Origin of the sequence: Shewanella sp. S1-58-MNA-CIBAN-0166 (assembly GCF_040310085.1) — a bacterium.
Classification (GTDB): Bacteria; Pseudomonadota; Gammaproteobacteria; order Enterobacterales; family Shewanellaceae; genus Shewanella.
Genome location: NZ_JBEOPN010000013.1, coordinates 42,888 through 66,718 on the forward strand (window position 1 = coordinate 42,888; position 23,831 = coordinate 66,718).

Annotated in this window: 22 protein-coding genes and 7 tRNA genes; 12 read left to right on the forward strand and 17 right to left on the reverse strand. The window is 42.2% G+C overall.

The window, feature by feature from the left end; genetic code table 11:
- Positions 1 to 118 precede the first annotated feature (118 nt).
- The 5 genes from AAEY99_RS09920 to hemA form a co-directional block, all read right to left on the reverse strand.
- Positions 119 to 907, reverse strand: coding sequence for a transglutaminase family protein (locus tag AAEY99_RS09920; RefSeq protein WP_101088718.1), 789 nt, complete (start codon positions 905 to 907; stop codon positions 119 to 121).
- 10 nt (positions 908 to 917) lie between these two features.
- Positions 918 to 1,313: a SirB2 family protein gene (locus tag AAEY99_RS09925; RefSeq protein WP_351010335.1), complete on the reverse strand. Its 396-nt coding sequence runs from the start codon at positions 1,311 to 1,313 to the stop codon at positions 918 to 920.
- Between the two features lie 124 nt (positions 1,314 to 1,437).
- Complete coding sequence (gene prmC / locus AAEY99_RS09930) at positions 1,438 to 2,292, reverse strand: peptide chain release factor N(5)-glutamine methyltransferase (RefSeq protein WP_059744790.1); 855 nt, start codon at positions 2,290 to 2,292, stop codon at positions 1,438 to 1,440.
- Between the two features lie 9 nt (positions 2,293 to 2,301).
- Positions 2,302 to 3,387: a peptide chain release factor 1 gene (gene prfA, locus AAEY99_RS09935; RefSeq protein WP_101088717.1), complete on the reverse strand. Its 1,086-nt coding sequence runs from the start codon at positions 3,385 to 3,387 to the stop codon at positions 2,302 to 2,304.
- Positions 3,388 to 3,401: 14 nt separating this feature from the next.
- Positions 3,402 to 4,652 (reverse strand): glutamyl-tRNA reductase, encoded by a 1,251-nt coding sequence (gene hemA, locus AAEY99_RS09940; protein WP_101088716.1) that lies wholly within the window; start codon positions 4,650 to 4,652, stop codon positions 3,402 to 3,404.
- A gap of 237 nt (positions 4,653 to 4,889) precedes the next feature.
- Between hemA and lolB the strand changes: the two genes are divergently transcribed.
- From lolB to AAEY99_RS09955, 3 genes are all read left to right on the forward strand, one after another.
- Positions 4,890 to 5,501, forward strand: a complete 612-nt coding sequence (gene lolB / locus AAEY99_RS09945; RefSeq protein WP_162023774.1) for a lipoprotein insertase outer membrane protein LolB — start codon at positions 4,890 to 4,892, stop codon at positions 5,499 to 5,501.
- A gap of 46 nt (positions 5,502 to 5,547) precedes the next feature.
- A complete protein-coding gene (ispE, locus tag AAEY99_RS09950) occupies positions 5,548 to 6,420 on the forward strand; it encodes a 4-(cytidine 5'-diphospho)-2-C-methyl-D-erythritol kinase (protein ID WP_182744294.1) in 873 nt (290 codons plus the stop codon).
- Between the two features lie 90 nt (positions 6,421 to 6,510).
- Positions 6,511 to 7,458 carry a ribose-phosphate pyrophosphokinase gene (locus tag AAEY99_RS09955; RefSeq protein ID WP_011636202.1) on the forward strand — a complete coding sequence of 316 codons (948 nt, stop codon included), beginning with the start codon at positions 6,511 to 6,513 and terminating at the stop codon, positions 7,456 to 7,458.
- Positions 7,459 to 7,724: 266 nt separating this feature from the next.
- Here the strand turns inward: AAEY99_RS09955 and AAEY99_RS09960 are convergent, their stop codons facing one another.
- The 11 genes from AAEY99_RS09960 to AAEY99_RS10010 form a co-directional block, all read right to left on the reverse strand.
- Positions 7,725 to 8,750 (reverse strand): patatin-like phospholipase family protein, encoded by a 1,026-nt coding sequence (locus AAEY99_RS09960; protein ID WP_351010337.1) that lies wholly within the window; start codon positions 8,748 to 8,750, stop codon positions 7,725 to 7,727.
- A 299-nt stretch (positions 8,751 to 9,049) separates the two neighbouring features.
- A tRNA-Gln gene (locus AAEY99_RS09965) sits at positions 9,050 to 9,124 on the reverse strand.
- Between the two features lie 48 nt (positions 9,125 to 9,172).
- Positions 9,173 to 9,257: transfer RNA gene (locus AAEY99_RS09970), tRNA-Leu, on the reverse strand.
- A 93-nt stretch (positions 9,258 to 9,350) separates the two neighbouring features.
- A tRNA-Met gene (locus AAEY99_RS09975) sits at positions 9,351 to 9,427 on the reverse strand.
- A gap of 5 nt (positions 9,428 to 9,432) precedes the next feature.
- Positions 9,433 to 9,507 (reverse strand) — tRNA-Gln (locus AAEY99_RS09980).
- Between the two features lie 23 nt (positions 9,508 to 9,530).
- A tRNA-Gln gene (locus tag AAEY99_RS09985) sits at positions 9,531 to 9,605 on the reverse strand.
- A gap of 45 nt (positions 9,606 to 9,650) precedes the next feature.
- Positions 9,651 to 9,735: transfer RNA gene (locus AAEY99_RS09990), tRNA-Leu, on the reverse strand.
- A gap of 45 nt (positions 9,736 to 9,780) precedes the next feature.
- Positions 9,781 to 9,857: transfer RNA gene (locus AAEY99_RS09995), tRNA-Met, on the reverse strand.
- A 213-nt stretch (positions 9,858 to 10,070) separates the two neighbouring features.
- Positions 10,071 to 11,162 carry a redox-regulated ATPase YchF gene (gene ychF, locus AAEY99_RS10000; protein WP_101088712.1) on the reverse strand — a complete coding sequence of 364 codons (1,092 nt, stop codon included), beginning with the start codon at positions 11,160 to 11,162 and terminating at the stop codon, positions 10,071 to 10,073.
- 77 nt (positions 11,163 to 11,239) lie between these two features.
- Positions 11,240 to 11,827: an aminoacyl-tRNA hydrolase gene (gene pth / locus AAEY99_RS10005; RefSeq protein WP_101088711.1), complete on the reverse strand. Its 588-nt coding sequence runs from the start codon at positions 11,825 to 11,827 to the stop codon at positions 11,240 to 11,242.
- 218 nt (positions 11,828 to 12,045) lie between these two features.
- A complete protein-coding gene (locus tag AAEY99_RS10010; RefSeq protein WP_351010339.1) occupies positions 12,046 to 13,269 on the reverse strand; it encodes an FAD-dependent monooxygenase in 1,224 nt (407 codons plus the stop codon).
- Between the two features lie 227 nt (positions 13,270 to 13,496).
- Here AAEY99_RS10010 and AAEY99_RS10015 point away from each other — a divergent pair, with 227 nt between their 5' ends.
- From AAEY99_RS10015 to AAEY99_RS10050, 8 genes are all read left to right on the forward strand, one after another.
- Positions 13,497 to 13,904, forward strand: coding sequence for a hypothetical protein (locus AAEY99_RS10015; protein ID WP_351010341.1), 408 nt, complete (start codon positions 13,497 to 13,499; stop codon positions 13,902 to 13,904).
- A gap of 82 nt (positions 13,905 to 13,986) precedes the next feature.
- Positions 13,987 to 15,411, forward strand: coding sequence for a tRNA (N6-isopentenyl adenosine(37)-C2)-methylthiotransferase MiaB (gene miaB / locus AAEY99_RS10020; RefSeq protein ID WP_101088708.1), 1,425 nt, complete (start codon positions 13,987 to 13,989; stop codon positions 15,409 to 15,411).
- A 161-nt stretch (positions 15,412 to 15,572) separates the two neighbouring features.
- The gene (locus tag AAEY99_RS10025; protein WP_351010343.1) at positions 15,573 to 16,637 is read left to right on the forward strand and encodes a PhoH family protein; all 1,065 of its coding nucleotides are present in this window, start codon (positions 15,573 to 15,575) and stop codon (positions 16,635 to 16,637) included.
- Entirely contained in the window at positions 16,634 to 17,104 is a 471-nt protein-coding gene (gene ybeY / locus AAEY99_RS10030; RefSeq protein ID WP_351010345.1) for an rRNA maturation RNase YbeY, read from the forward strand. The genes AAEY99_RS10025 and ybeY overlap by 4 nt, the downstream gene beginning before the upstream one ends.
- A 45-nt stretch (positions 17,105 to 17,149) precedes the next feature.
- Positions 17,150 to 18,028, forward strand: a complete 879-nt coding sequence (gene corC, locus AAEY99_RS10035; protein WP_351010347.1) for a CNNM family magnesium/cobalt transport protein CorC — start codon at positions 17,150 to 17,152, stop codon at positions 18,026 to 18,028.
- A gap of 3 nt (positions 18,029 to 18,031) precedes the next feature.
- Positions 18,032 to 19,594 (forward strand): apolipoprotein N-acyltransferase, encoded by a 1,563-nt coding sequence (gene lnt, locus AAEY99_RS10040; protein ID WP_101088704.1) that lies wholly within the window; start codon positions 18,032 to 18,034, stop codon positions 19,592 to 19,594.
- Between the two features lie 12 nt (positions 19,595 to 19,606).
- A complete protein-coding gene (locus AAEY99_RS10045; protein ID WP_101088703.1) occupies positions 19,607 to 20,119 on the forward strand; it encodes a prepilin-type N-terminal cleavage/methylation domain-containing protein in 513 nt (170 codons plus the stop codon).
- A gap of 111 nt (positions 20,120 to 20,230) precedes the next feature.
- Positions 20,231 to 20,521, forward strand: a complete 291-nt coding sequence (locus AAEY99_RS10050; protein WP_174839650.1) for a DUF6482 family protein — start codon at positions 20,231 to 20,233, stop codon at positions 20,519 to 20,521.
- 16 nt (positions 20,522 to 20,537) lie between these two features.
- On the opposite strand, the gene AAEY99_RS10055 is transcribed toward AAEY99_RS10050, so the two are convergent.
- Positions 20,538 to 21,038 carry a zinc ribbon-containing protein gene (locus tag AAEY99_RS10055; RefSeq protein ID WP_101088702.1) on the reverse strand — a complete coding sequence of 167 codons (501 nt, stop codon included), beginning with the start codon at positions 21,036 to 21,038 and terminating at the stop codon, positions 20,538 to 20,540.
- A 120-nt stretch (positions 21,039 to 21,158) separates the two neighbouring features.
- Here AAEY99_RS10055 and leuS point away from each other — a divergent pair, with 120 nt between their 5' ends.
- Entirely contained in the window at positions 21,159 to 23,750 is a 2,592-nt protein-coding gene (gene leuS, locus AAEY99_RS10060) for a leucine--tRNA ligase (protein WP_101088859.1), read from the forward strand.
- Positions 23,751 to 23,831: the final 81 nt, after the last annotated feature.

Below are 23,831 nucleotides of genomic sequence, written 5' to 3' on the forward strand. Positions count from 1 at the left end.
AAAATCGCATGATTTCGCAGCAGAGCTTTTAAAACTGAGCTTGCTGGCGCCCGACTTGCGAACTAAAGCCACTTTGAGTTAACCCAAAGCAGCCTGTTCGGCAGGTAATATCACATCATTAATGATAAACCTGCATATGTTGACTGAGTTCCTTTAATTGAATCTTAACCAGCTCAATCACCGGATCATGCGGACTCAAATCAATGAAGTGTTGTAAATCAGACATGGCCACTTTAATGCAACCTAATTGCTGCGCAATAAACGCTCGCTCGCGATTAAGATGTACATCATCTGGATGCCATTGTAATAATAAATTACAGCATTCCATTGCCTGTTCAAATTTATGACTGACAATACAACCCGCTTTTAGCTCATGTAACATGCGGCTAATTAATCGTTTTAGCGTAGCTGTTTTTAGATGACTCGGCTTTAATTTAGCCGCATTACCCAATTCACCGCGTACAAATGCATGCAACTGATGACGGCTAAGCTCTTCACCTGTAAGCGGATCATGATATCTAATAACATCATTCACTTGGCTTTTTAATACCGTATTACCGGGTAATAAAACCGCCTCGAGTGTTAAGTCGAGTTGCTTAGCCAATAAAATGAGTAATATTGATAACGTGGTGCTGTTACCTTGACGCTTTAACACGCAATAGCTTAAATCTGCCGCCTCAACACTAAAATAGTCATCGCGAGCACAAAAGCCTAAATCATTGTAAAACCACTTAAACAGACCTTCAAGCCGTGCTTGTTGGTCAACAACATAGTGACTCAATACCGAACCAGCCATTTCATACCATGCCCACATAGCAGGTTTAGAGGTTGAAAAGCCAAGATGTTCAGAGAGTTCAAATGCAGTTTCAGGTATCGAAACTGCATCATCAAGATGATATTTTGCCATTAAAAACCAATTAACCCATGAATACGACTTGTTTAAAATGAGCCAGTTTGGCCGCTAACACTATCCAACCTATTGCACCGATAAAAGCAAAAAACTTAAACAGTTTATTACGGTTAGATTTAAGTGCCATGATGCCTAAAGCAATGTATGCCGCAACACAGATGATTTTTTCTGTCATCCATGGATCAACAAAAGGATATTGTTTGATCATAAAGCAAAGAGTGAAGCCTGATAGTAATAAAAAGGTATCAATAACATGTGGCGCCACTTTAACAAACTTTTTTTCCATAATAGGAGACTGACGTAAATGCAAAACAAAACGCACGATAAAAAAGATCACACTCATGGCAACTAGCATCATGTGAGTATGCTTTACCGCTGGATATAAACTGTAAAATGTTTCCATTAATTAAGTCTCATTAAAAAGGTCAAAATAAAAGGTGGCTAGTCTACTCTATCAACCAGCCACATACCAATATCACGATGAGTGTTATTTACTTAGAAGGGAAACGCCGAGTAAGACAGGATTATCAATCAGCCCATTGTCCTAGCGTACATCGATCATTGCTGCCAAAGTCTCGCACTGTGGCGACATTTTGATAACCCAGCTCAATCAGTTTTTCACGAACTTTGATTGCCTGCTCATAGCCATGCTCAAGCAATAAGTAACCACCGGGAAGTAAATGAGCCCGTGCTTGCTCTGCAATGTAATACAAATCAGCATAACCTTCATTGCCTGCGGTGAGTGCACTTTGCGGTTCAAAGCGAACATCGCCTAAATGAAGATGCTCATCGGCTTCATCAATGTAAGGAGGATTAGACACAATTAAATCAAAATCGCGCTGCTCTACCGCTGAAAACCAGTCCGACTGGATAATTTCGACTTCGGTTAAATTAAGATTACCGCGATTAGCTTTAGCAAGCTCGACAGCCTCAGGCACATTATCAATGGCAGTAATTCGCCATTTTGGCCGCTCAGACGCTAGAGCCAATGCAATGGCCCCCGTTCCGGTACCTAAATCCAATACTTTGGCATTGTGACGCACAGATAAGTTCAGTGCAGTCTCTACTAAAATTTCAGTATCAGGTCGTGGAATAAGGGTGGAGTCGTTAACAATGAAGGGTAATGACCAAAACTCTCGCTCACCAATAATATGCGCAACCGGAGTGCCACTTTGACGCTTAGTAATCATCTGACTATAAGCTTTAAATTGCTCACTGGTCAGCTGCCGCTCAGGCCAAGTGTATAAAAAACTGCGATTTTTATTCATACAATGCAATAGCAATGCCTCTGCATCCACATGTGCAGATTCAGAGGTTGCAGCTAATTGTGAATAAGCCCATTGCAGGGCTTCAGCAATTGTTGAATACGAAGACTGAGTCAAGAGCACTCCTTAATCGTCAGCTAACGCTGCAAGCATGTCTGCTTGATGTTCTAGCATGATAGGTTCAAGCAAGACATTTAAATCGCCTTCCATGACTTCATTCAAGCGATATAGCGTTAAGTTGATACGATGATCACTTACGCGACCTTGTGGGTAATTGTACGTTCTAATACGTTCAGAACGATCACCACTGGCCACTAAACTACGGCGGGTTGTTTCTTCAGCGCTACGTCTTTTTTCATCTTCAACCGCTTGAATACGCGCTGCCAATACACTCATCGCTTGGGCACGGTTTTTATGTTGTGAACGCTGATCCTGACACTCAACAATAATGCCAGATGGAATATGGGTAATACGAATAGCAGAATCGGTTTTGTTAACGTGCTGACCACCCGCACCAGAGGCGCGGAATGTATCCACTTTTAAGTCTGCTGCATTAATCGAAATCGCTTCAGCCTCTGGTACTTCATGCAATACCACAACAGTACAAGCAGAAGTATGCACACGGCCTTGAGATTCGGTTTCAGGCACACGTTGAACGCGATGTCCGCCTGACTCAAACTTTAATTTGCCGTAAGCACCGTCACCACTGATTTTAACAATGATTTCTTTAAAGCCGCCATGCTCGCCTTCGTTGACATTCATCACTTCCATTTGCCAACGGTTGGCTTCACAGTAACGTGAATACATACGGTATAAGTCGCCAGCAAAAATAGCCGCTTCATCACCACCAGCACCGGCGCGAATTTCAAGAAACGCGTTGGTGTCATCGTTAGGATCTGTTGGCAATAGTAAAACTTGTAATTCATCTTCAAGCTTTTCTAGCACTTGCTTTGACTGCTTATACTCATCTTGCGCCATTTCGCGCATTTCAAGATCGTCTTCTTCAAGCATCTCTTTGGCGTAGTCGAAATCTTTTTGAGCTTGTTGAAATGCCTTAAAGCTACTCACAACATCTTCAAGTTGAGAATATTCTTTTGATAATCCACGAAAACGGTCTTGATCCGAAATCACGGTAGCATCACTGAGTAACGCTAATACTTCTTCATTACGTTCGAGCAAGCCTTCAAGCTTGCGGATAACGGATTCTTTCATTTAGCTCGCTAACCTTAGTTTTTATCTAAACCAAGCGCAGTTCTTAATTGGCCTAACGTATTCAAATCACCTTGGCGGCTTGCTGAAGTGAGCGCTTGTGTAGGTGAATGTATCAAACGATTGGTCAGCCTGTTAGCTAACTCAAGTATCACTTGTTCACTATCACTGCCTTGAGATAATTTATTCAAGGCACGTTCAACTAATTCATCTTTAATAGCCAAGCTCTGGCTGCGATATTCGCGAATACTGTCGACTGACTCTAAAGACCTAATCCACTCCATAAATAAGTGTGATTGATCTTCAGTAATTAATTCTGCTTGCTCGGCGGCTTCTTTACGTGAAGCCATGTTCTGTTCAATTATGCTATGCAGATCGTCTACAGTATAAAGGAATGCGTCGTCTAACTCACCGACTTCTGCTTCAATATCTCTTGGAACTGCAATATCCACCAACAACATAGGTTGGTGACGACGCTGTTTTAGCGCTTTTTCGACCATACCTTTACCTAAAATAGGCAAAGGGCTGGCGGTAGAGGATATCACGATATCGGCTTTAGCGAGAAAGTCTGGTATTTGTTCTAAGGTAATTGCGGTCGCATTAAACTCTTCACACATGGCTTGAGCACGTTCAATCGTGCGATTTGCCACCACCATAGAAGCAACACCATTATCTTTAAGGTGCTTAGCGACTAATTCAATGGTTTCTCCAGCACCAATGAGTAACACCTTAGTGGTGCTCAACGATGAGAAAATATGTTTGGCCATGCTGACAGCGGCAAAGGCAACAGAAACCGCGGCGGCACCGATTTCAGTGTCAGTACGCACTTTTTTAGCCACTGAGAAAGTATTTTGAAATAAACGATCGATGGTTAATGCAATAGTGCCTGCTTCTTTGGCTTTCACAAACGCTTGTTTGACCTGTCCCAAAATTTGCGGTTCGCCTAGCACCAGAGAATCTAAACCTGACGCTACCCGCATTAAATGTTTGACAGCAACTTGTTCTTCATAGGCGTAGATACACGGCATTAAATCGCTATGTTCTAAACCATGATAATCTTCTAACCATTCAATAATGTCTTCCTTTTCAGCATTATTGCAATATAGCTCAGTTCGGTTACAGGTAGACACAATAACAGCCTCACCCGTGCGGGTGCGACTGGCCAAGCTTTTCATGGCATCATGAATGCGGTCTGGAGAGAAAGCGACTTTTTCACGCAAATCTACCGTGGCGGTTTTATGGTTTATCCCGATTATTACTAGGCTCATTAGACGGTATCAAGTTCTTTTCGGTGACGTTAATTAGGCTATTCTACTGAATTGGACCAACTAAAAACACAATTGGCTTAACAAAACCGAATAAATGTCTAAATTTTTATTTATTGATCACATATCTATTGTGCAAACCATTACATTAATATCACATTAATTTTGGCAAAAGCATTTTTACATAATGGCTTAAGCCCAGTATCATAAGATCATCTTAAGCAACCGCTAGGCAATCCATTGCGTTTATCTGCATCTTTATTTCATACAGCTCTCATTACCGTGTTGCTTGTCTTAGCCGGTTGTAGTGTCACTCCATCTGATGATTTCACCCCTATCGATGTGACCAACGCAGCTCAAGCCAAAGCATGGGAACTTCAAGGCAAAATTGCCGTCAAGACATCGCAAGACAAATTCAGCACCAATTTGTATTGGCTACATCAACCTAAAGCAAATGATTTACGCCTAACAACGGTATTAGGCACTACAGTATTAACCCTTAAGACAAATCAAGGTATGGCGACACTTGAAGTTGACGGCAAAACCTATCGTGACAGTAATGCACAAGATTTACTGACAGGTATTAGCGGATGGTCAATCCCGCTTGATAGCCTTCCTTTATGGATTACCGGCCAAATTGGCAGCAATGATAAAATTGTCAGCTATAATCCTGATGGCACAATTAAACAATTAATCAGTCACGACTCTGAAGCCAATTGGGTAGTCAGTTTTCTCGGTTGGCAACAACAAAGCGGCGCGCTTGTGCCTAGGTTGTTGAAGGTTGAGCGTGAGAATGTACAAATAAAAATTCAAACTAATCAATGGACAGCGGTAGCAGCCAAAACTAAATAACGTTAAATATTCAGTGCTGGCTAATCAACAAGGTAGTGAACAAAACATGACATCGACGAAATCACGCAAATCAGCGGTATCCAAAAGTTGGCCTGCTCCTGCAAAACTGAATTTATTTTTACATGTAACTGGTCAACGAGCCGATGGCTATCACGAATTACAAACACTATTTCAATTTATTGACCATTGTGACTACCTTGATTTTCATATCACAGACACACCAGATTTAATTCTCCATTCTACGATGTCCGATTCTGTCGCTAACAGCGATAACTTAATTCTTAAGGCCGCAAAATCACTTAAGCGTTACGCCCAATATCAAGGCGGTGCGCATATTTGGTTAGAAAAATTGTTGCCTATGGGTGGTGGTTTAGGCGGCGGTTCATCTGATGCGGCAACCACATTAGTGGCGCTAAATGCCTTATGGAAAACCAATGTTTCACCCAGTAAACTGGCTGAAATTGGCTTAACGCTTGGTGCGGATGTCCCTGTTTTTATTAATGGTTTATCTGCGTTTGCCGAAGGTGTAGGTGAGAAGCTAATCACAGTACATCCACCCGAGTCATGGTATTTAGTTATTGTCCCTGATGTACATGTGTCAACCCAGGATGTTTTTCAACATCCTGATTTGCCACGTAACACACCAAAATTGGATATGAGTAGTTTAATGACTCAACAATGGAGCAATGATTGTCAGAAACTGGTCACAACTAAGCACCCTCAAGTTGCCAATGCCTTAAGCTGGCTGGTAGAATATGCGCCGTCGAGAATGACCGGAACAGGTGCATGCGTGTTCGGGGAATTTACACATTCGCAACAAGCCCTTGACGCTTTAGCCAAATTACCGGCTGATATGCGAGGTTTTGTCGCAAAAGGGATGAACAAGTCGCCATTACAAATACGACTTGAGCAGCTCTAACAACATTATTTCTTCTGGGTCAGTTTTGAGTGACAACACGTAAAATTGATCTAGCCTTTAATCGTAAAGCAAACACCTGAGGTTCATAAAGTGCCCGACATCAAGCTCTTTGCTGGTAACGCTACCCCAAATCTAGCCGCCAAGATAGCCGACCGTTTATTTTGCAAACTTGGCGACGCAGTTGTAGGCCGTTTCAGCGACGGTGAAATCAGTGTTCAAATAAACGAGAATGTACGTGGTGCGGATGTGTTCATCATCCAATCTACTTGCGCACCAACTAACGATAATCTCATGGAGCTTATTGTAATGGTTGACGCGCTACGTCGTGCATCAGCGGGTCGTATTACTGCCGTTATTCCGTACTTTGGTTATGCTCGTCAAGACCGCCGTGTACGCAGTGCACGTGTACCCATTACCGCAAAAGTTGTTGCAGATTTCTTGTCAAGCGTGGGTGTTGACCGCGTATTGACTTGTGACTTACATGCTGAGCAAATTCAAGGTTTCTTTGATGTCCCTGTTGATAACGTGTTCGGTAGCCCTGTGTTACTTGAAGACATGTTGGCAAAGAAATTAGAAAATCCTGTTGTTGTGTCTCCTGATATTGGCGGTGTAGTTCGTGCTCGTGCAGTTGCCAAGCTATTAGATGATTCTGACCTTGCGATTATCGATAAGCGTCGTCCACAAGCTAACGTTGCCCAAGTAATGCATATTATTGGTGATGTTCAAGGCCGTGATTGCATCATCGTTGATGACATGATCGACACGGGTGGCACCTTATGTAAAGCTGCTGAAGCATTAAAAGAACATGGCGCTAACCGCGTGTTCGCTTATGCTACTCATCCGGTATTCTCAGGCAATGCTGCTGAAAATATTGCTAATTCTGTTATCGATGAAGTTATCGTGACAGACACGGTGCCATTAAGCCCTGAAATGCTGAAAGTGGCTAAAGTGACCCAGCTAACGATGTCTGCAGTATTAGCTGAAGCGATTCGTCGCGTTAGCAACGAAGAGTCAATCTCTGCGATGTTCCGCCACTAATCATCTTTAGTGAGTGAAACAACTAAACGCACTCTTACGAGTGCGTTTTTGTTTGGTTAAACCTCGCAAAAATACTTTATATAAGTTACTTGAGAAATAAGCCGAACCACCATTACCAGATGTTCGTCATTATTGAATGGCTGATGTCTAACATTAACCGTCAAATCATTCTACAACCTTCAAGCATTCAACTCACAAGTGCATTTATTGATTGAATCAATAGCATCATCTCATCGTCGGCTTCCAAACCCAAAAACCAGACTCATCTATGCAGTCATGCTTTGCATGACTGCATTCGACTCTAGCGGATGCTGAGAATGTGCAGAATAGAATGTCTTTTGAGTGTGTAAAAAAGTATTGCCCGCAGTGATACCGGTTTGATAATCATGGCGTAAGCCCATATCTGTGCTGCCCAACAATTTGCTTTGCAGATCATCATCAGCAAAAATTTGAATGATCTCGACATCATCTGGTGGATTGGCGATAAACGCGAGCTCTTGTTCGTAAGCATGTTCATGCTGAACCAAGTAATCTATGGTTTTGGGACAATAACCTGACACACAAATCCATGATTTTAATTTATGCACCCAAGCAGACTGTGCATGAAAATCTTCATTAACAGTACGAATTACCACTATTTTTCTCGCACCACGGCGATATGCTTCACGAACCGGTAACGGCGCAGCCAGTCCACCATCAAGATAAAAGTCCGCTTGAGGGTAATCATCGTCGGTATGAACTTGATTAGCTGCACTGGCGGTTAACCAGGGCGCAAGTTTAACCCCCTGTTTATATAGAAAGGGTAATGCACTTGAGGCTTTAAGCAATTCGCGCCAGTGGTCATTATCACCATTTGGGCGTAAGAAATAACCTTGTCGGTCGCGTGAATTAGTTGCGGTGATCAATAACTCGCGTTGTCCCAAAGATTTTGCTGCTGCGGTAAAGTCTAAGGCAAAACTACCTTGAGTCGTTTTATCAAAGTACCAGTCCAAATCGACAACATTTCCGCCAACTAACCCTCGGCCCAGTTGGTAAAATCGCTTATGTCGTGATAACCCACGGATTAATCGCTTGGCATAGCCTTTTTGGCGAGATAAAAAACTCGTGAGATTTTGTGAACCAGCAGATGTGCCTATGAATAAATCAAAGGGATCAAAATCATTATCTAACCACGCATCTAAAACACCAGCAGTGAATATCCCTCGCTGACCACCACCTTCAGCAATCAGTGCCATCTTGGGTTGTGATGCTTCATAAGGGTTCGTTAATGGTGTTGGTGTTAGGACGTTCATGATAAGCCTTTCTAAAAATATTCACTGCATAAGACAAGTCTAAACAACAGTAAGTAAAATAGATAACCGATAGAATCAATCGCGTTGATAGGAAAATACTATTGGTAAACAATACCGATTGTATTAATTATCTGCTTATTCAGAGTAACTTGATAGCAGATGGGATAAGGCTAAGGGGTGATTTTCTTTGAGCAGTATTAACATCAACAGGCTTCAATATGCTCAAAACATTTTGCTGAAAACATTTTGCTGAAAAAGAATAGCAAAAAGCCCGTCTATAAGACGGGCTTTTTAGAATTTGGCTGGGATACAAGGATTCGAACCTTGGAATGCTGAGATCAAAACCCAGTGCCTTACCGCTTGGCGATATCCCAATAGTATTTTTTAAACAGATATGAAGAACAATTGTGACTAAAATTTGATGGTACGGAAAGAGAGACTTGAACTCTCACACCTCGCGGCACCAGAACCTAAATCTGGCGTGTCTACCAATTCCACCATTCCCGCATCAAATTTTAACTTAGAGTATACTCTTTTTATTTCAGAGTAAACTTTGCTTTACCAGCTAACGTAAGTACAACTCACTCTACCCAGTAAATATGGTAGCAATGGCGGGACTTGAACCTGCGACCCCAGCATTATGAGTGCTGTGCTCTAACCAGCTGAGCTACATTGCCAAAGATGGCTGGGATACAAGGATTCGAACCTTGGAATGCTGAGATCAAAACCCAGTGCCTTACCGCTTGGCGATATCCCAATAATCTTGTCTAACTTTATAAATGGCTGGGATACAAGGATTCGAACCTTGGAATGCTGAGATCAAAACCCAGTGCCTTACCGCTTGGCGATATCCCAATCAAACTTTTTGAAACATCCGCTTAAGCCAATATTTCTAATAAATGGTACGGAAGGAGAGACTTGAACTCTCACACCTTGCGGCACCAGAACCTAAATCTGGCGTGTCTACCAATTCCACCACTCCCGCACAACACTCTAGTTTAACATCTTGAGCAGATGGGTAAGAAATAGATGGTAGCAATAGCGGGACTTGAACCTGCGACCCCAGCATTATGAGTGCTGTGCTCTAACCAGCTGAGCTATATTGCCACTATTTCTTGCTATCCCTCTTGGTGAGGAACGGGGCGTATTATGCTTATTCAGGTTATCTAGGTCAACTGGTTTTTTTCGCTATTTTCATCAATTCGACTTGTTCGGCTATAACTTCACCAAACTGAATGCCGAATCGACAAAATAAACCCAATTAACACACCTTAAACACCTTTACGCCCCATTTTAATTTCTAATTAACGTAAGTGACACTTATACGTTAAATAAGAAATGCATTACATCGCCATCTTTAACGATGTATGTTTTACCTTCAACACGTAATTTACCCGCATCTTTGGCGCCAGCTTCACCTTTGTAGGTAATAAAATCTTGATATGCCATAACCTGTGCACGAATAAAGCCACGTTCAAAGTCGGTATGGATTACGCCAGCAGCTTGTGGGGCAGAAGCACCAACAGGTACTGTCCATGCGCGAACTTCTTTTACACCTGCAGTAAAGTACGTTTGCAGATTCAGTAATTCGTAACCTGCACGAATTACGCGGTCTAAGCCAGACTCTTCTAAACCAAGGTCAGCCATAAACTCTGCGCGGTCATCTGCTTCCATTTCTGCTAATTCAGATTCAATAGCAGCACATACAGGCACAACGATAGCATTTTCTGTAGCGGCAATAGCACGAACAACATCTAAATGAGGGTTGTTTTCGAAACCATCATCGGCAACGTTAGCAATGTACATTGTTGGTTTAATCGTTAAGAAGTTAAGGTAAGCAACGGCTGCTAACTCTTCTTTAGTTAATTCCAACGAACGCAACATTTGGCCTTCATTTAACAATGGACGCATTTTTTCAAGTACAGCGACTTCAAATTTTGCATCACCGTCGCCGCCTTTAGCACGTTTAGCTTGACGAAAAATAGCGCGCTCACATGCGTCTAAGTCTGCTAGAGCTAGCTCAGTATTAATGACTTCAATATCGCCAGCTGGGTCAATTTTATTCGCTACGTGAACAATGTTCGGATCTTCAAAACAGCGTACTACATGACCAATTGCATCAGTTTCACGAATGTTAGCTAAAAACTTGTTACCTAAGCCTTCACCTTTCGATGCACCAGCGACTAGACCAGCGATATCAACGAACTCCATAGAAGTAGGTAAAATACGTTGAGGTTTAACAATAGCAGCTAACGCATCAAGACGTGCATCTGGTACCGGTACCACACCCGTGTTTGGCTCAATAGTGCAAAACGGAAAGTTTGCCGCTTCAATACCCGCTTGTGTTAACGCATTAAACAACGTTGACTTACCCACGTTTGGCAGACCAACAATGCCGCATTTAAAACCCATATGCTTACCTTTATATATGTAGAGTTATCCCATTGGATAATGATGTCGAAAGGGTGTTAAAACAAAACTCGCTTGGCTTATTCTGCTTTGAACGAATGTAATCTATGCATGGCTTTCGCCATGTCTTGGTTAAATAAAATCTCGGTTGAACGAACCGCTTCATCAATCGCGGCGTTTATTCGCTCTTGCTCTATCGTTGGTGCCCTGCCAAGTACGTAGCCGCTGACTTTATTTTTATCGCCTGGATGGCCAATGCCAATGCGCAAACGATGAAAGTTTTTGTCGTTACCTAAACTGGCAATAATGTCTTTTAAACCATTATGACCGCCATGGCCACCGCCCAACTTGAATTTAGCCACACCAGGATCCATATCCAGCTCATCATGGGCGACTAAGATTTCCTCGGGCAAAATGCGGAAAAAATTGGCTAACGCTGCAACCGACTTACCACTTAAGTTCATATAAGTTGTCGGGATCAGTAAACGAACATCCCTGCCATGCAACGTTGCACGGGCTGTGACACCAAAATATTTACTCTCTGCAACCAAAGGGACATTACATATACGCGCTAATTCTTGCACGTACCATGCACCAGCATTATGGCGAGTTTGTGCGTATTCAGCACCCGGATTTGCCAACCCGACAATCAATTTAATGTTACTCATCACAACCTAGTCAGTTTAATAGCAAACAATGCTGCTAAATGCCTTCATGGGGTACATCAAAATACACATGATGCAAAACGCGGCATTTTATACCAATTTCACTCATAATGTAATCATTCAAAGCCACTCATGCTTTACGGTTGACGACTCTTTACAGAAGTCATGTTTGTTGCGTAGTAAGCCTAGCTAACAAATGGCACATATCGCCAACCGATAGTTTAATTCAGCCCAAGCGCGTACTTCAATACTTTACGTTTTAGCGGTGAGTCGATATTGGCCAGTTTTAACGCGCCATTACGCAGTAATTTTAATGGCAATAAATTGTTACTAAAACCAGCGTAAAAAGCATCCATTGCAGTCATCATCAATTGATTATCATAATATCGCGCTTGCTGATAATGCTTTAATACACTCGCATGCCACCATGTTTTACCATTACCAATAGCATTAGCAATTTGAGCCACCAGCACATCGACATCTTTAAAACCAATATTAACGCCTTGACCAGCTAATGGATTAATCGTGTGAGCTGCATCGCCAATAATAACCAGATTATCTTGATAATATTGTTGTGCATGGCGCCGAGTTAATGGAAAACTACCGCGATTTTCAACAGTAAAATCAGGGTCTAATCTCGATGGGAAATGCAGTCTGATTTGTTCGGCAAGTTGTAGATCATTCAGTTGAGATAACTGTTTAATTCGATTGGCATCGTCATACCACACTAACGAAGCATTATTTCCAGGCAGCGGCAGTAAGCTTCTAGGCCCTGCTGGAGTAAATTGCTGCCAGGTAATTGATTGCTGAGGAGTTTGAGTACTTATATTGATTAACATTGCCGATTGGGCATAATCCCAACCTGTCACCCCAATACCAGCCCATTGGCGCACTTGCGAGTTAGCCCCATCGGCACCAACAAGTAATGTTGTAGTAAGCATATCGCCATTATCCAGCAAAACACCGACTTGATGACCATCTCTTAAACGCGAAAACTGCATCACTTTAGCTGGACACAGTAAGGTGATGTTGTCCATTTGATGAATTTGTTGCCATAGGCTTAATTGAATTAAACGGTTTTCAAAAAAATAGCCTAAGTGCGGCTGGCCAACTTGTTCGGCGCTAAATGCAGTAAGGCAGCCATCAAGTTCCCATGTTTCTAAACCAGTATATGGCACATGACGCATGGTTAGCAGCTCATCCATAACACCAAGTCGCGCTAACAATTGCTCAGATGCCACACTAATTGCCGAAACTCGTACATCTAGAGGCTGCTCTGGTTCATAAGGTTGCGGTTGGCGAGATTCAATCACTGCAACACTGAGCCCTAACTGACCTAATCCAATCGCTGCTGCTGCACCGACCATTCCGCCGCCAACAACGACAACATCATAATGATTAGTGTGACCAGTGGTGTTCGTTGATGTAAATGAAGCATCTTGCATTGTGTTGGCATCCATAAATAGTGAGATGAGTTTCTGTTTAATATGACAGTGAATAGAGGTCAATATATGTATAAATATGTCTATAAGAGCTAAAGCATGACCAAATGTTGCTATAACGGCTTTTTCCTACATCCGCTTACAATGAACAAAAATCAATCAATAAACGATTTTATATACTGTGACTGTCTGATTAATTGATCCACTTTACGTAATCAAGAGAGGACATCATGAACCGTCACCATCAATTTGTACGCCATTACATTCGCTATGGTTTAATTGCCACAGTTTTGATCACCACAATCATAAGTTGCGCATTAATACTGTCGACTAATGCCAGTGCCAATAACCCCAAAAATAATTTAATCATTCCGGACGTAACAAATATAGGTTCCATTGAAACCATTACCGTGACATATCGTAATGCATTCGATTATGCCCTATATCAACAAACCACGGAAATGTTGCTCAGCTTTAATCGCGATTTAAGCCAAAGTAATCTCGTTCAAGTCCAGCAACAAAGTCGCCAAATGGCCGCGGAATTTGGTTTTTACTCCGCTCAATCCATCACGTTTAACGCCAACGATAAATCATTACAATTTTCAAGGCTATTACAAAGTTTAGATTCAAATGAGTGAAACTTGCACTAGTGCTAGCCAGACCGCCTGACAACAGGTAAAATGTCGCGCTATTTTTACTGTGATTTACTGGCGAGCACTGATGAGTAAAAAACTTCATATTAAAACCTGGGGCTGTCAAATGAATGAGTATGACTCATCAAAGATGGCCGATTTATTAGACGACTATCAAGGATATACCTTGACCGAGGACGCAAGCGAAGCAGATGTTCTGCTGCTTAATACTTGCTCTATTCGTGAAAAAGCACAGGAGAAGGTATTCCATCAGCTAGGGCGTTGGAAATCTTTAAAAGATAAAAATCCTAATTTAATTATTGGGGTCGGCGGTTGCGTTGCCTCGCAAGAAGGTAAAGCAATTAAAGATCGCGCTCAATGCGTTGATATTATCTTTGGTCCACAAACATTGCATCGTTTACCTGAGATGATTGAACAAATTCAACGTGGCGAAAAAGCCGTGATTGATATCAGTTTCCCAGAAATTGAGAAGTTCGATCGTCTTCCTGAGCCTCGCGCTGACGGTCCAACCGCGTTCGTGTCAATTATGGAAGGTTGCAGTAAGTACTGTTCTTTCTGCGTGGTACCTTATACCCGTGGTGAAGAAGTCAGCCGTCCGTTAGATGACGTTATTCTTGAAGTGGCTCAATTAGCGGCCCAAGGTGTACGTGAAGTCAATTTATTAGGTCAAAACGTTAACGCATATCGCGGTGCAACTCATGATGATGAGATATGTACCTTTGCGGAATTATTGCGCCTAGTGGCCTCAATTGATGGTATCGACCGTCTACGTTTTACCACTAGCCACCCAATTGAATTCACCCAAGACATTATCGATGTGTATGAAGACACGCCTGAATTGGTGAGCTTCCTGCATTTACCGGTGCAATCGGGTTCTGATCGTATTTTGACCCAAATGAAACGCGGTCACATGGCAATTGAATACAAGTCGATTATTCGTCGCTTGCGTAAAGCGCGTCCTGATATTCAAATCAGTTCAGACTTTATTATTGGTTTCCCTGGCGAATCTAAACAAGATTTCGCTGATACCATGAAACTGATTGAAGATGTTGGTTTTGACCACAGCTTTAGCTTTATCTACAGCGCTCGCCCAGGCACGCCTGCGGCAGATTTGCCTGATGATGTTAGCGACGAAGAAAAGAAGCAGCGTTTAGCGATTTTACAAGAGCGCATTACGCAACAAGCAATGCGTTATAGCCGTCATATGTTAGGCTCGGTTCAACGTATTTTAGTAGAAGGTCCATCGGTAAAGAATCCAATGGAACTTCGCGGTCGTACTGAAAACAGTCGAGTCGTTAACTTTGAAGCCGCCCATACTCATATCGGCAGTTTCGTTGATGTGAAAATTGTTGATGTTTATACCAACTCATTACGCGGCGAATTTGTCCGTGGTGAAGATGAAATGGATTTACGTCGCAGTTTACAACCAGCTGATATTATGGCTAAACACAAGCAAGATGACGCATTAGGTGTGACCCACTTTAAGCCGTAATTCATGTTTGTTGCTTAAGATGATATTAAAGGCGGCTTGTCCGCCTTTAATTTTGCCTAAAATTAGTCATATTATGGTAATTCGATACAGAGACTCGTAAACTGTCATTATTACTAAATGGCATATATTTTGTTGTCCAATACCAAAACCTGGAGCCTTATTTGACCACTAAAGTCACTACCATGAATTTGTATCTAGAACCTTCAGATACTCGCCGCCTCGTGTCATTATGTGGCCCATTTGATGACAACATCAAACAGCTAGAGCGCCGATTAGGTGTTGAGATTGTTCATAAAGATAACCACTTCACTATTGTTGGACTGCCACGTAATGCGCTCAATGCCAATAACTTGCTGCGTCAGTTATACATTGAAACCCAAACCGTAAAAGGCAGCACGCCAGACTTAGAACCTGAAGTAGTGCATTTAGCCATTCAAGAAGCCATTAACCTTGAAGCACAGCAAGACTCTGACGACAGTAGCATCAATATAAAAACTAAGCGTGGAGTGATTAAGCCTCGTACACCAAATCAAAGTGTGTACATGCATAATATCACTCGTCACGACATCAGCTTTGGTATTGGCCCTGCTGGTACAGGTAAAACTTACCTTGCTGTTGCAGCGGCGGTTGATGCGTATGAGCGACAAGAAGTGCGTCGTATTCTATTAACTCGTCCTGCGGTTGAAGCCGGCGAGAAACTCGGTTTTTTACCGGGCGATTTAAGCCAAAAAGTCGATCCATATTTACGCCCACTTTATGATGCCTTATTTGAGATGATGGGTTTTGAGAAGGTTGAAAAACTGATTGAACGCGGCGTAATTGAAGTCGCCCCGCTCGCTTACATGCGCGGCCGGACTCTCAATGATGCTTTCATTATTTTAGATGAAGCCCAAAACACCACAGTTGAACAAATGAAAATGTTCTTAACCCGTATTGGGTTTAATTCTCGTGCGGTGATCACTGGCGATATTACTCAAATTGATTTACCTCGTAGCCAAAAATCAGGCCTACGTCACGCCATTGAGGTTCTCAGTGAAGTATCTGAGATCAGCTTTAATTTCTTTATTGCCCAAGATGTGGTCCGCCACCCTGTTGTTGCTCGTATCGTTGAAGCGTATGAAGCATTCGAGCAACAAGAGCAAATCCAAAAAACCATCAAAGAACAAGCTTATCGTGAACGTGAGCAGAAACGTCAGCTAATAGATAAAGAGGAAAGTGCTCAATGAGCCAGCAAGGGATATCATTAGATCTCGACCTGCAAATTGCAGTCGATAATCCACATTTACCGACACAAGCTGAGTTTGAAACTTGGGTTCGAACGGCTATTGGCCAAACAATGTCAGTAGTCGAGTTAACCATTCGTATTGTTGATATTGCCGAAAGTCAGCAGCTCAATTCAACTTATCGCGGTAAAGACAAACCAACTAACGTATTGTCATTTCCATTTGAAGCGCCGCCTGAAGTTGAATTGCCATTATTGGGTGACCTCGTTATCTGTGCACCAGTGGTGGAACAAGAAGCAATTGAGCAAAATAAACCGCTAATCGCACACTGGGCACACATGGTCATACACGGTAGCTTGCATTTGCTGGGTTATGACCATATTATCGACGAAGAAGCCGATGAGATGGAGTCATTAGAGACCCAACTTGTTGAAGGCTTAGGTTTTGACAATCCCTATAAGGAAGCATAAATAAACAAGGTATATCTTATAGATAACCCTGTTTAGGTAAATATTATGAGTGACGATATCCCCCCGAGTACAAACGCCCACAAGAAGAGCTGGTTCGATAAAATTAACCAATTATTTCAGGGCGAACCTCAAAATCGCGAAGATTTAGTTGATGTCATCGCCGGTGCAGAAATGCGTGACCTCATCACCGAAGATACTCGCGAAATGATTAAAGGTGTATTAGAGGTTTCCGACCTTCGTGTGCGCGACATCATGATCCCAAGATCGCAAATTGTTACCATTCAAATAGACTCTACCGTGGATGAGTTTTTAGAAATCGTCATGGATTCAGGTCACTCTCGCTTCCCTGTTGTTAATGAAGACAAAGATCATATTGAAGGCATTTTACTGGCTAAAGATTTGATCAAATACGGATTTAAACAATCTGATGAATCTTTTACTCTTGCCCAAGTGATTCGACCTGCCGTGGTCGTTCCTGAAAGTAAAAGAGTCGATGTACTACTCAAAGAATTCCGCTCGCAACGCTACCATATGGCGATTGTTGTCGATGAATATGGTGGAGTGTCAGGCCTAGTCACTATTGAAGATATTCTCGAAGAAATTGTCGGGGAAATTGAAGATGAATTTGACCATAATTCAGTTGAAGATACCGAAATCAAAAAACTCAGTAACACAGTGTTCATGGTAAAAGCGCTGACTGAAATTGAAGATTTCAACGATGCCTGTGGTACCAACTTCAGTGATGAAGAGTTCGATACTGTCGGTGGTATGGTATCGCATGCATTTGGCCATTTACCAGAACGTAATGAAAGCATTATCATCAACAATATCGAGTTCAAAGTCATTAACGCAGATAACCGCCGCTTGGTGCAACTTCGTGTTAAACTCCCTGACCCTAATATTAGTGAAGAATTCGACAACTAAATCGTGCTAAAAACTCAACCTTTACACTCTTCTTTGAGTATTGTTCGTCTGGTGACGGCATTTATTGCTGGCGCCAGTACGGCACTTTCGTTTGCGCCTTATGAAATTTGGGCCATATTTCCTTTAGCATTGAGTTTTGCCCTATGGCAGAGTCATACATTAACCGCCAAACAAAGTTTGTATTACTGGCTTAGTTTCGGTTTTGGCTGCTTTGCCATTGGCATTAGTTGGGTGCATGTCAGTATTGATACCTTTGGTGGCATGCCCATTGTTGTGTCAATAACCTTAATGGCTTTACTGGCACTGTATCTGGCAATTTATCCCGCAATAACAGGATACTTGCTCAGCAAGTTATCACGCACAGCTAAGCACTCCTTAAATCCTTACTTTACCTATCTAGGATTATTCCCAGCATTATGGGTGCTAACTGAATGGTTAAGAGGATGGGTACTGACAGGTTTCCCTTGGATTTGGGCTGGCTACAGCCAAACATTAGGGCCTCTTAGTGAATTTGCCAGCTTTATTGGTGCGTTAGGACTGAGCTTTGTGGTGGCTTTAGTTGCAGGCTCACTGATGCTGTTAACACAAAAGCGAGTATTCCCAGTGTTAATCATATTACCTATCTTGGCATTAAGCGCTTGGGCGGCACCGCAACTCAACCCAATATCAGCCAGTGGTAAAACAGTTAAAGTGGCATTAGTGCAGGGTAATATTCCCCAAAGTATGAAGTGGGAGCCAGATGCATTGTGGCCAACCATGCTTAAATACATGGATCTAACCCGTGAGCAATTTGATGATGCCTCTAGTGTCGATATCGTTATTTGGCCAGAAGCTGCCATTCCTGCACCAGAAGCCATGGTGGAAGACTTTTTATTGAATGCCAATCAAGTCGCCAATATGAATAACATTGCGATTATTACAGGCATTATTAGCCACCAGCAAAATGATTTTTATAACTCATTAATCGTATTAGGTAATCACCATCAGAAACAGCAACAAAGTGCTGACTATATTGCCGGTGGCACCAACGAGTTTAAGAAACATCATTTACTGCCAATTGGTGAGTTCGTGCCATTAGGGGATTTATTACGCCCTATTGCACCGTTTTTTAATTTACCAATGTCATCATTCCAACGTGGTGACTACACTCAACCTAATTTAATTGCACTGGGTTATCATGTAGCGCCGGCGATTTGTTATGAAATTGCCTTTCCAGAGCAAGTAAGAGCAAGCGTTACAAATGAAACAGATATGCTACTCACCGTATCAAACGACGCTTGGTTTGGCGCATCTAACGGGCCATTACAACACATGGAAATAGCCCAAATGCGTGCCATTGAAATGGGTAAACCTCTTCTGCGTGGTACCAATAATGGCATTACTGCAGTCGTTGATCCGCATGGACGAATTACCGATGCTATCCCGCAGTTTGAAACTGGGGTGTTAGTAACCAATATTGCACTTTATCAAGGTGAAACTTGGTTTAGAAAAATAGGTCAATTCCCCTTACTCATACTGTGCGGTTTATTAGTGTTATTTGGTGTCAGAAACGTCTTACGTAAATAACAGGACAATTTGATGTCACAATCGATTCGACTCCAAACACAGGTTCTCTCAAAAGGATTTACCTTAATAGAGTTGATTGTGGTCATCATTATTTTAGGCATTCTAGCGCTGGTTGCAGCACCTAAGTTTATTGGCTTGAGTACCGAAGCGAGACAGCGCACCCTATCGGGCCTCATGGGCAGCATTAAAACAGCCAATACTCTGGTGTATGCCCGTTCAAAAATGACGAGCTTACGAGTGCAAGCCGTCACAAACCGCGATGACTTAATCGATATTGATATCGACAACGACGGAGTATTTGAAACTCGGTTGAAATGGGGCTATTTAGACAACACGGACATCGAAAAATGGATCGTTGTGGATGACGCTTTTACCATTCAATATCAAGGAATTGCTATTACTTATATCGGATATGATAAAGATGATAATGGCCAGGTCATCAATGACAATTGTTACTTTTCTTACACTCAAGCCGCAGATGCAAATACAGCACCCCAATATCAAACTGTAGTCAGTGGTTGCTAATCTACAACCATCTTTAAATGCATTTAGATGTTAAAAATAAGCTATCAATATAAACTAAGCTTCAGCTTGCTTCGTAATGTCTTCAGTAAACAACTATTGGTGAAGATTACGATGCAACTATTTGAAATAAAATTAGCCATATCCCAACAAACTAAACATCCAACGATTATTAGTTATGCCGACTCAAATCATTATTTGCTCGGTGTTAAAGATCTGCTGGGAAATTTTTACAGTGTTCGCAATAAAGCAGGGAAACAGCTGAGTTTCAACTCAATCAAACAAGCTGAAGTGTTATTGAAACAACAAGGCATTCATTATGCCATGCTAGAAATTCAGACAGCGTATGATGAAATGATCGGTAACAGCAGTACGAGTCACTACCATTACCGAGTAGAGTTTTAAGTATTCACTTAGCTGGTTATGGTGTTAACGGCTCCCTTGAAAACTCATTATAATCACATTTTGGGCAGTCGGGGATGACCCCAGGAAAATCGATTTGCATTTGATGACCACATTTATCGCAGGTCAGTTTACCTTGGTTAATAATTTCCCCAGACTTATAAACACCATGATGTTTAAAATCTTGTAAAAGTTCATGCCACTCCACTTGGCTACGATCAGTTATTTCGCTCAACCACTGCCATAATGTATTCTCAATCCCAATAACCATCGGACTAAAACTCAAATTATCGGCATTTTCCTCATTTAAGAAGGCTGCAATGTCACGCTTTAAAAATTCTTCTACTAAAGCGAGCTCTTCTTCATCTGCATGAGATTTTAGTTTTAAATACTCTTTACCCTGGGTCACTGACTTAAACAAACTTTTAGCAGTCAATGAGTTATCTTGCTCAAACGAGGTTTTCACCTGTTCGAATAGTGACTGATATAAGGCTAATAGTGCTGAACTTTTTCCACTCATAAGTAATACTCCTTAATACGCACCTTTTTAATAGATCACTTCTGGTTTATTCTATGCAGTTATAAATCTCGCTGCTGAGCGTTAGATCAAACAATGGGCGGCATGGCCGGAAATAGATTGATGCAAGAGCTATATAATCCCTCAGAAATTGAAGCCTTAGTGCAAAAGCACTGGCACGAACATAAAACCTTTGAAGTTACTGAAGATGAAAGCAAAGAGAAATTCTATTGTCTTTCAATGTTTCCGTATCCTTCAGGTCGTCTTCACATGGGCCACGTCCGTAACTACACAATAGGCGATGTAGTGGCACGATATCAACGTTTGCAAGGTAAAAATGTTTTGCAACCGATTGGTTGGGACTCATTTGGTCTGCCTGCAGAAAATGCCGCGATCAATAATAAGACCTCGCCGGCACCGTGGACATACGAAAATATCGACTACATGAAGAACCAACTTAAGCTATTAGGCTTTGGTTATGACTGGAGTCGTGAAATCGCTACCTGTACCCCTGAGTACTATCGTTGGGAACAATGGTTTTTCACTCAGTTGTATGCCAAAGGTTTAGTGTACAAAAAAACCTCATCAGTAAACTGGTGTCCAAACGATGAAACTGTACTCGCAAACGAGCAAGTACAAGATGGTTGCTGCTGGCGCTGTGATACTGAAGTGATTCAGAAAGAAATTCCTCAGTGGTTTATTAAAATCACCGATTACGCAGAAGAATTACTTAACGACATCGACACGTTAGATGGCTGGCCTGAGCAGGTTAAATCCATGCAACGCAACTGGATTGGCCGCAGTGAAGGTATTGAAATGACCTTTGCCGTTGCTGACAGTGATGCCTCGTTTGACATCTACACCACTCGCCCAGATACGTTAATGGGCGTGACTTATGTAGCTATTGCAGCAGGTCATCCTTTAGCTGAACAGTCTGCATTGAATAACCCTGAGTTAGCCGCATTTTTAGAAGAATGTAAAAATGCTGATACCACTGAAGCTGCGATGGCTTCGATGGAGAAAAAAGGCGTAGCAACCGGTTTACAAGCTATTCATCCTATTAGTGGCAAGTTAGTACCTATTTGGGTAGCTAACTTTGTATTGATGAATTACGGCACGGGTGCGGTAATGTCGGTACCTGCTCATGATCAACGCGATTATGAATTTGCGCTTAAATATAAGCTTGCGATTGAAGCGGTCATTAAGCCAGTAGATGGCGAAGTAGACGTCAGCAAAGAAGCCTACACCGAAAAAGGTATCGTATTTAATTCTGGAGACACTTTCCCAGAGCTTGACGGTTTAGACTTTCAAGCGGCTTTTGAAGCCATTGATGCTCGATTAACTGCAGAAGGCAAAGGCAAGCGTCAAGTAAACTACCGTTTACGTGACTGGGGTGTATCTCGTCAGCGTTACTGGGGTGCTCCTATCCCAATGGTGACCCTCGCAGATGGTACTGTTGTGCCAACGCCTGAAGATCAACTGCCAGTTATTTTGCCAGAAGATGTGGTGATGGACGGTATTCAAAGTCCGATCAAAGCTGATAAAGCTTGGGCAGAAACCACAGTCAATGGTCAGCCTGCAATGCGCGAAACAGATACCTTTGATACCTTTATGGAATCATCGTGGTATTACGCCCGTTACTGTAGCCCTCACGCAGACGAAATGTTAGATCCTGCTAAAGCTAACTACTGGTTACCAGTAGATCAGTACATTGGCGGTATCGAACACGCTTGTATGCATTTATTGTATTTCCGCTTTTTCCATAAGTTGCTACGTGATGCTGGCTTAGTCAACAGTGATGAGCCCGCAAAGCAATTACTGACTCAAGGCATGGTATTAGCAGATGCTTATTACTACACCAACGAAAAAGGTGCCCGAGTTTGGGTATCACCTTTAGAAGTGACTGTGGTAGAAAAAGACGACAAAGGCCGCATTATTAAAGCGATAGACAATCAAGGTCATGAACTGGTTTACACTGGTATGAGTAAGATGTCTAAATCGAAAAATAACGGTATCGATCCACAAGTTATGGTTGAAAAGTACGGTGCTGATACCGTACGTTTATTCATGATGTTTGCCTCGCCACCAGAATTAACCCTGGAATGGCAAGAGTCTGGCGTTGAAGGAGCACATCGCTTCATTAAACGTTTCTGGAAATTGGCTAGCGATCATGTTGCTGCAGGTAAAACTGACCCATTAGATACCAGCAAATTAAATGCCGATCAAAAAGCATTGCGCCGTGAATTACATAAGACCATTGCCAAAGTCAGCGATGACATTGCACGTCGTCAAATGTTTAACACCGCTGTAGCCTCAGTAATGGAACTAATGAACCATTTACTGAAAGCCTCACAAGAAACGGCTCAAGACCGAGCATTACTTGCTGAAGCTTTGTCTGCAGTAACGCGTTTGCTTTACCCTATTGTTCCGCATATGACGTTTACGTTATGGAATGAGCTAGGTAACGAAGGTGATATTGAAGACAGCCGTTGGCCTGAAGTCGATGAGTCAGCATTAGTCGAAGACAGTAAGCTCATTGTGGTACAAGTAAACGGAAAAGTTCGTGCAAAAATTACTGTTGCTGCCGATGCATCAAAAGAAGATGTAGAAGCATTAGGCATGAGTGATGAGCATGTACAAAAACACACTGAAGGGTTAACGGTTCGTAAAGTGATTTACGTGCCCGGCAAACTATTAAGTATAGTTGCTAACTAAGTCGTCTTAATGATGAGGCAAGTTAGCCTCCGAAATTAGGGTGATAACGTTAACGCTTCAGTGTTATAACTTACCGCGGGT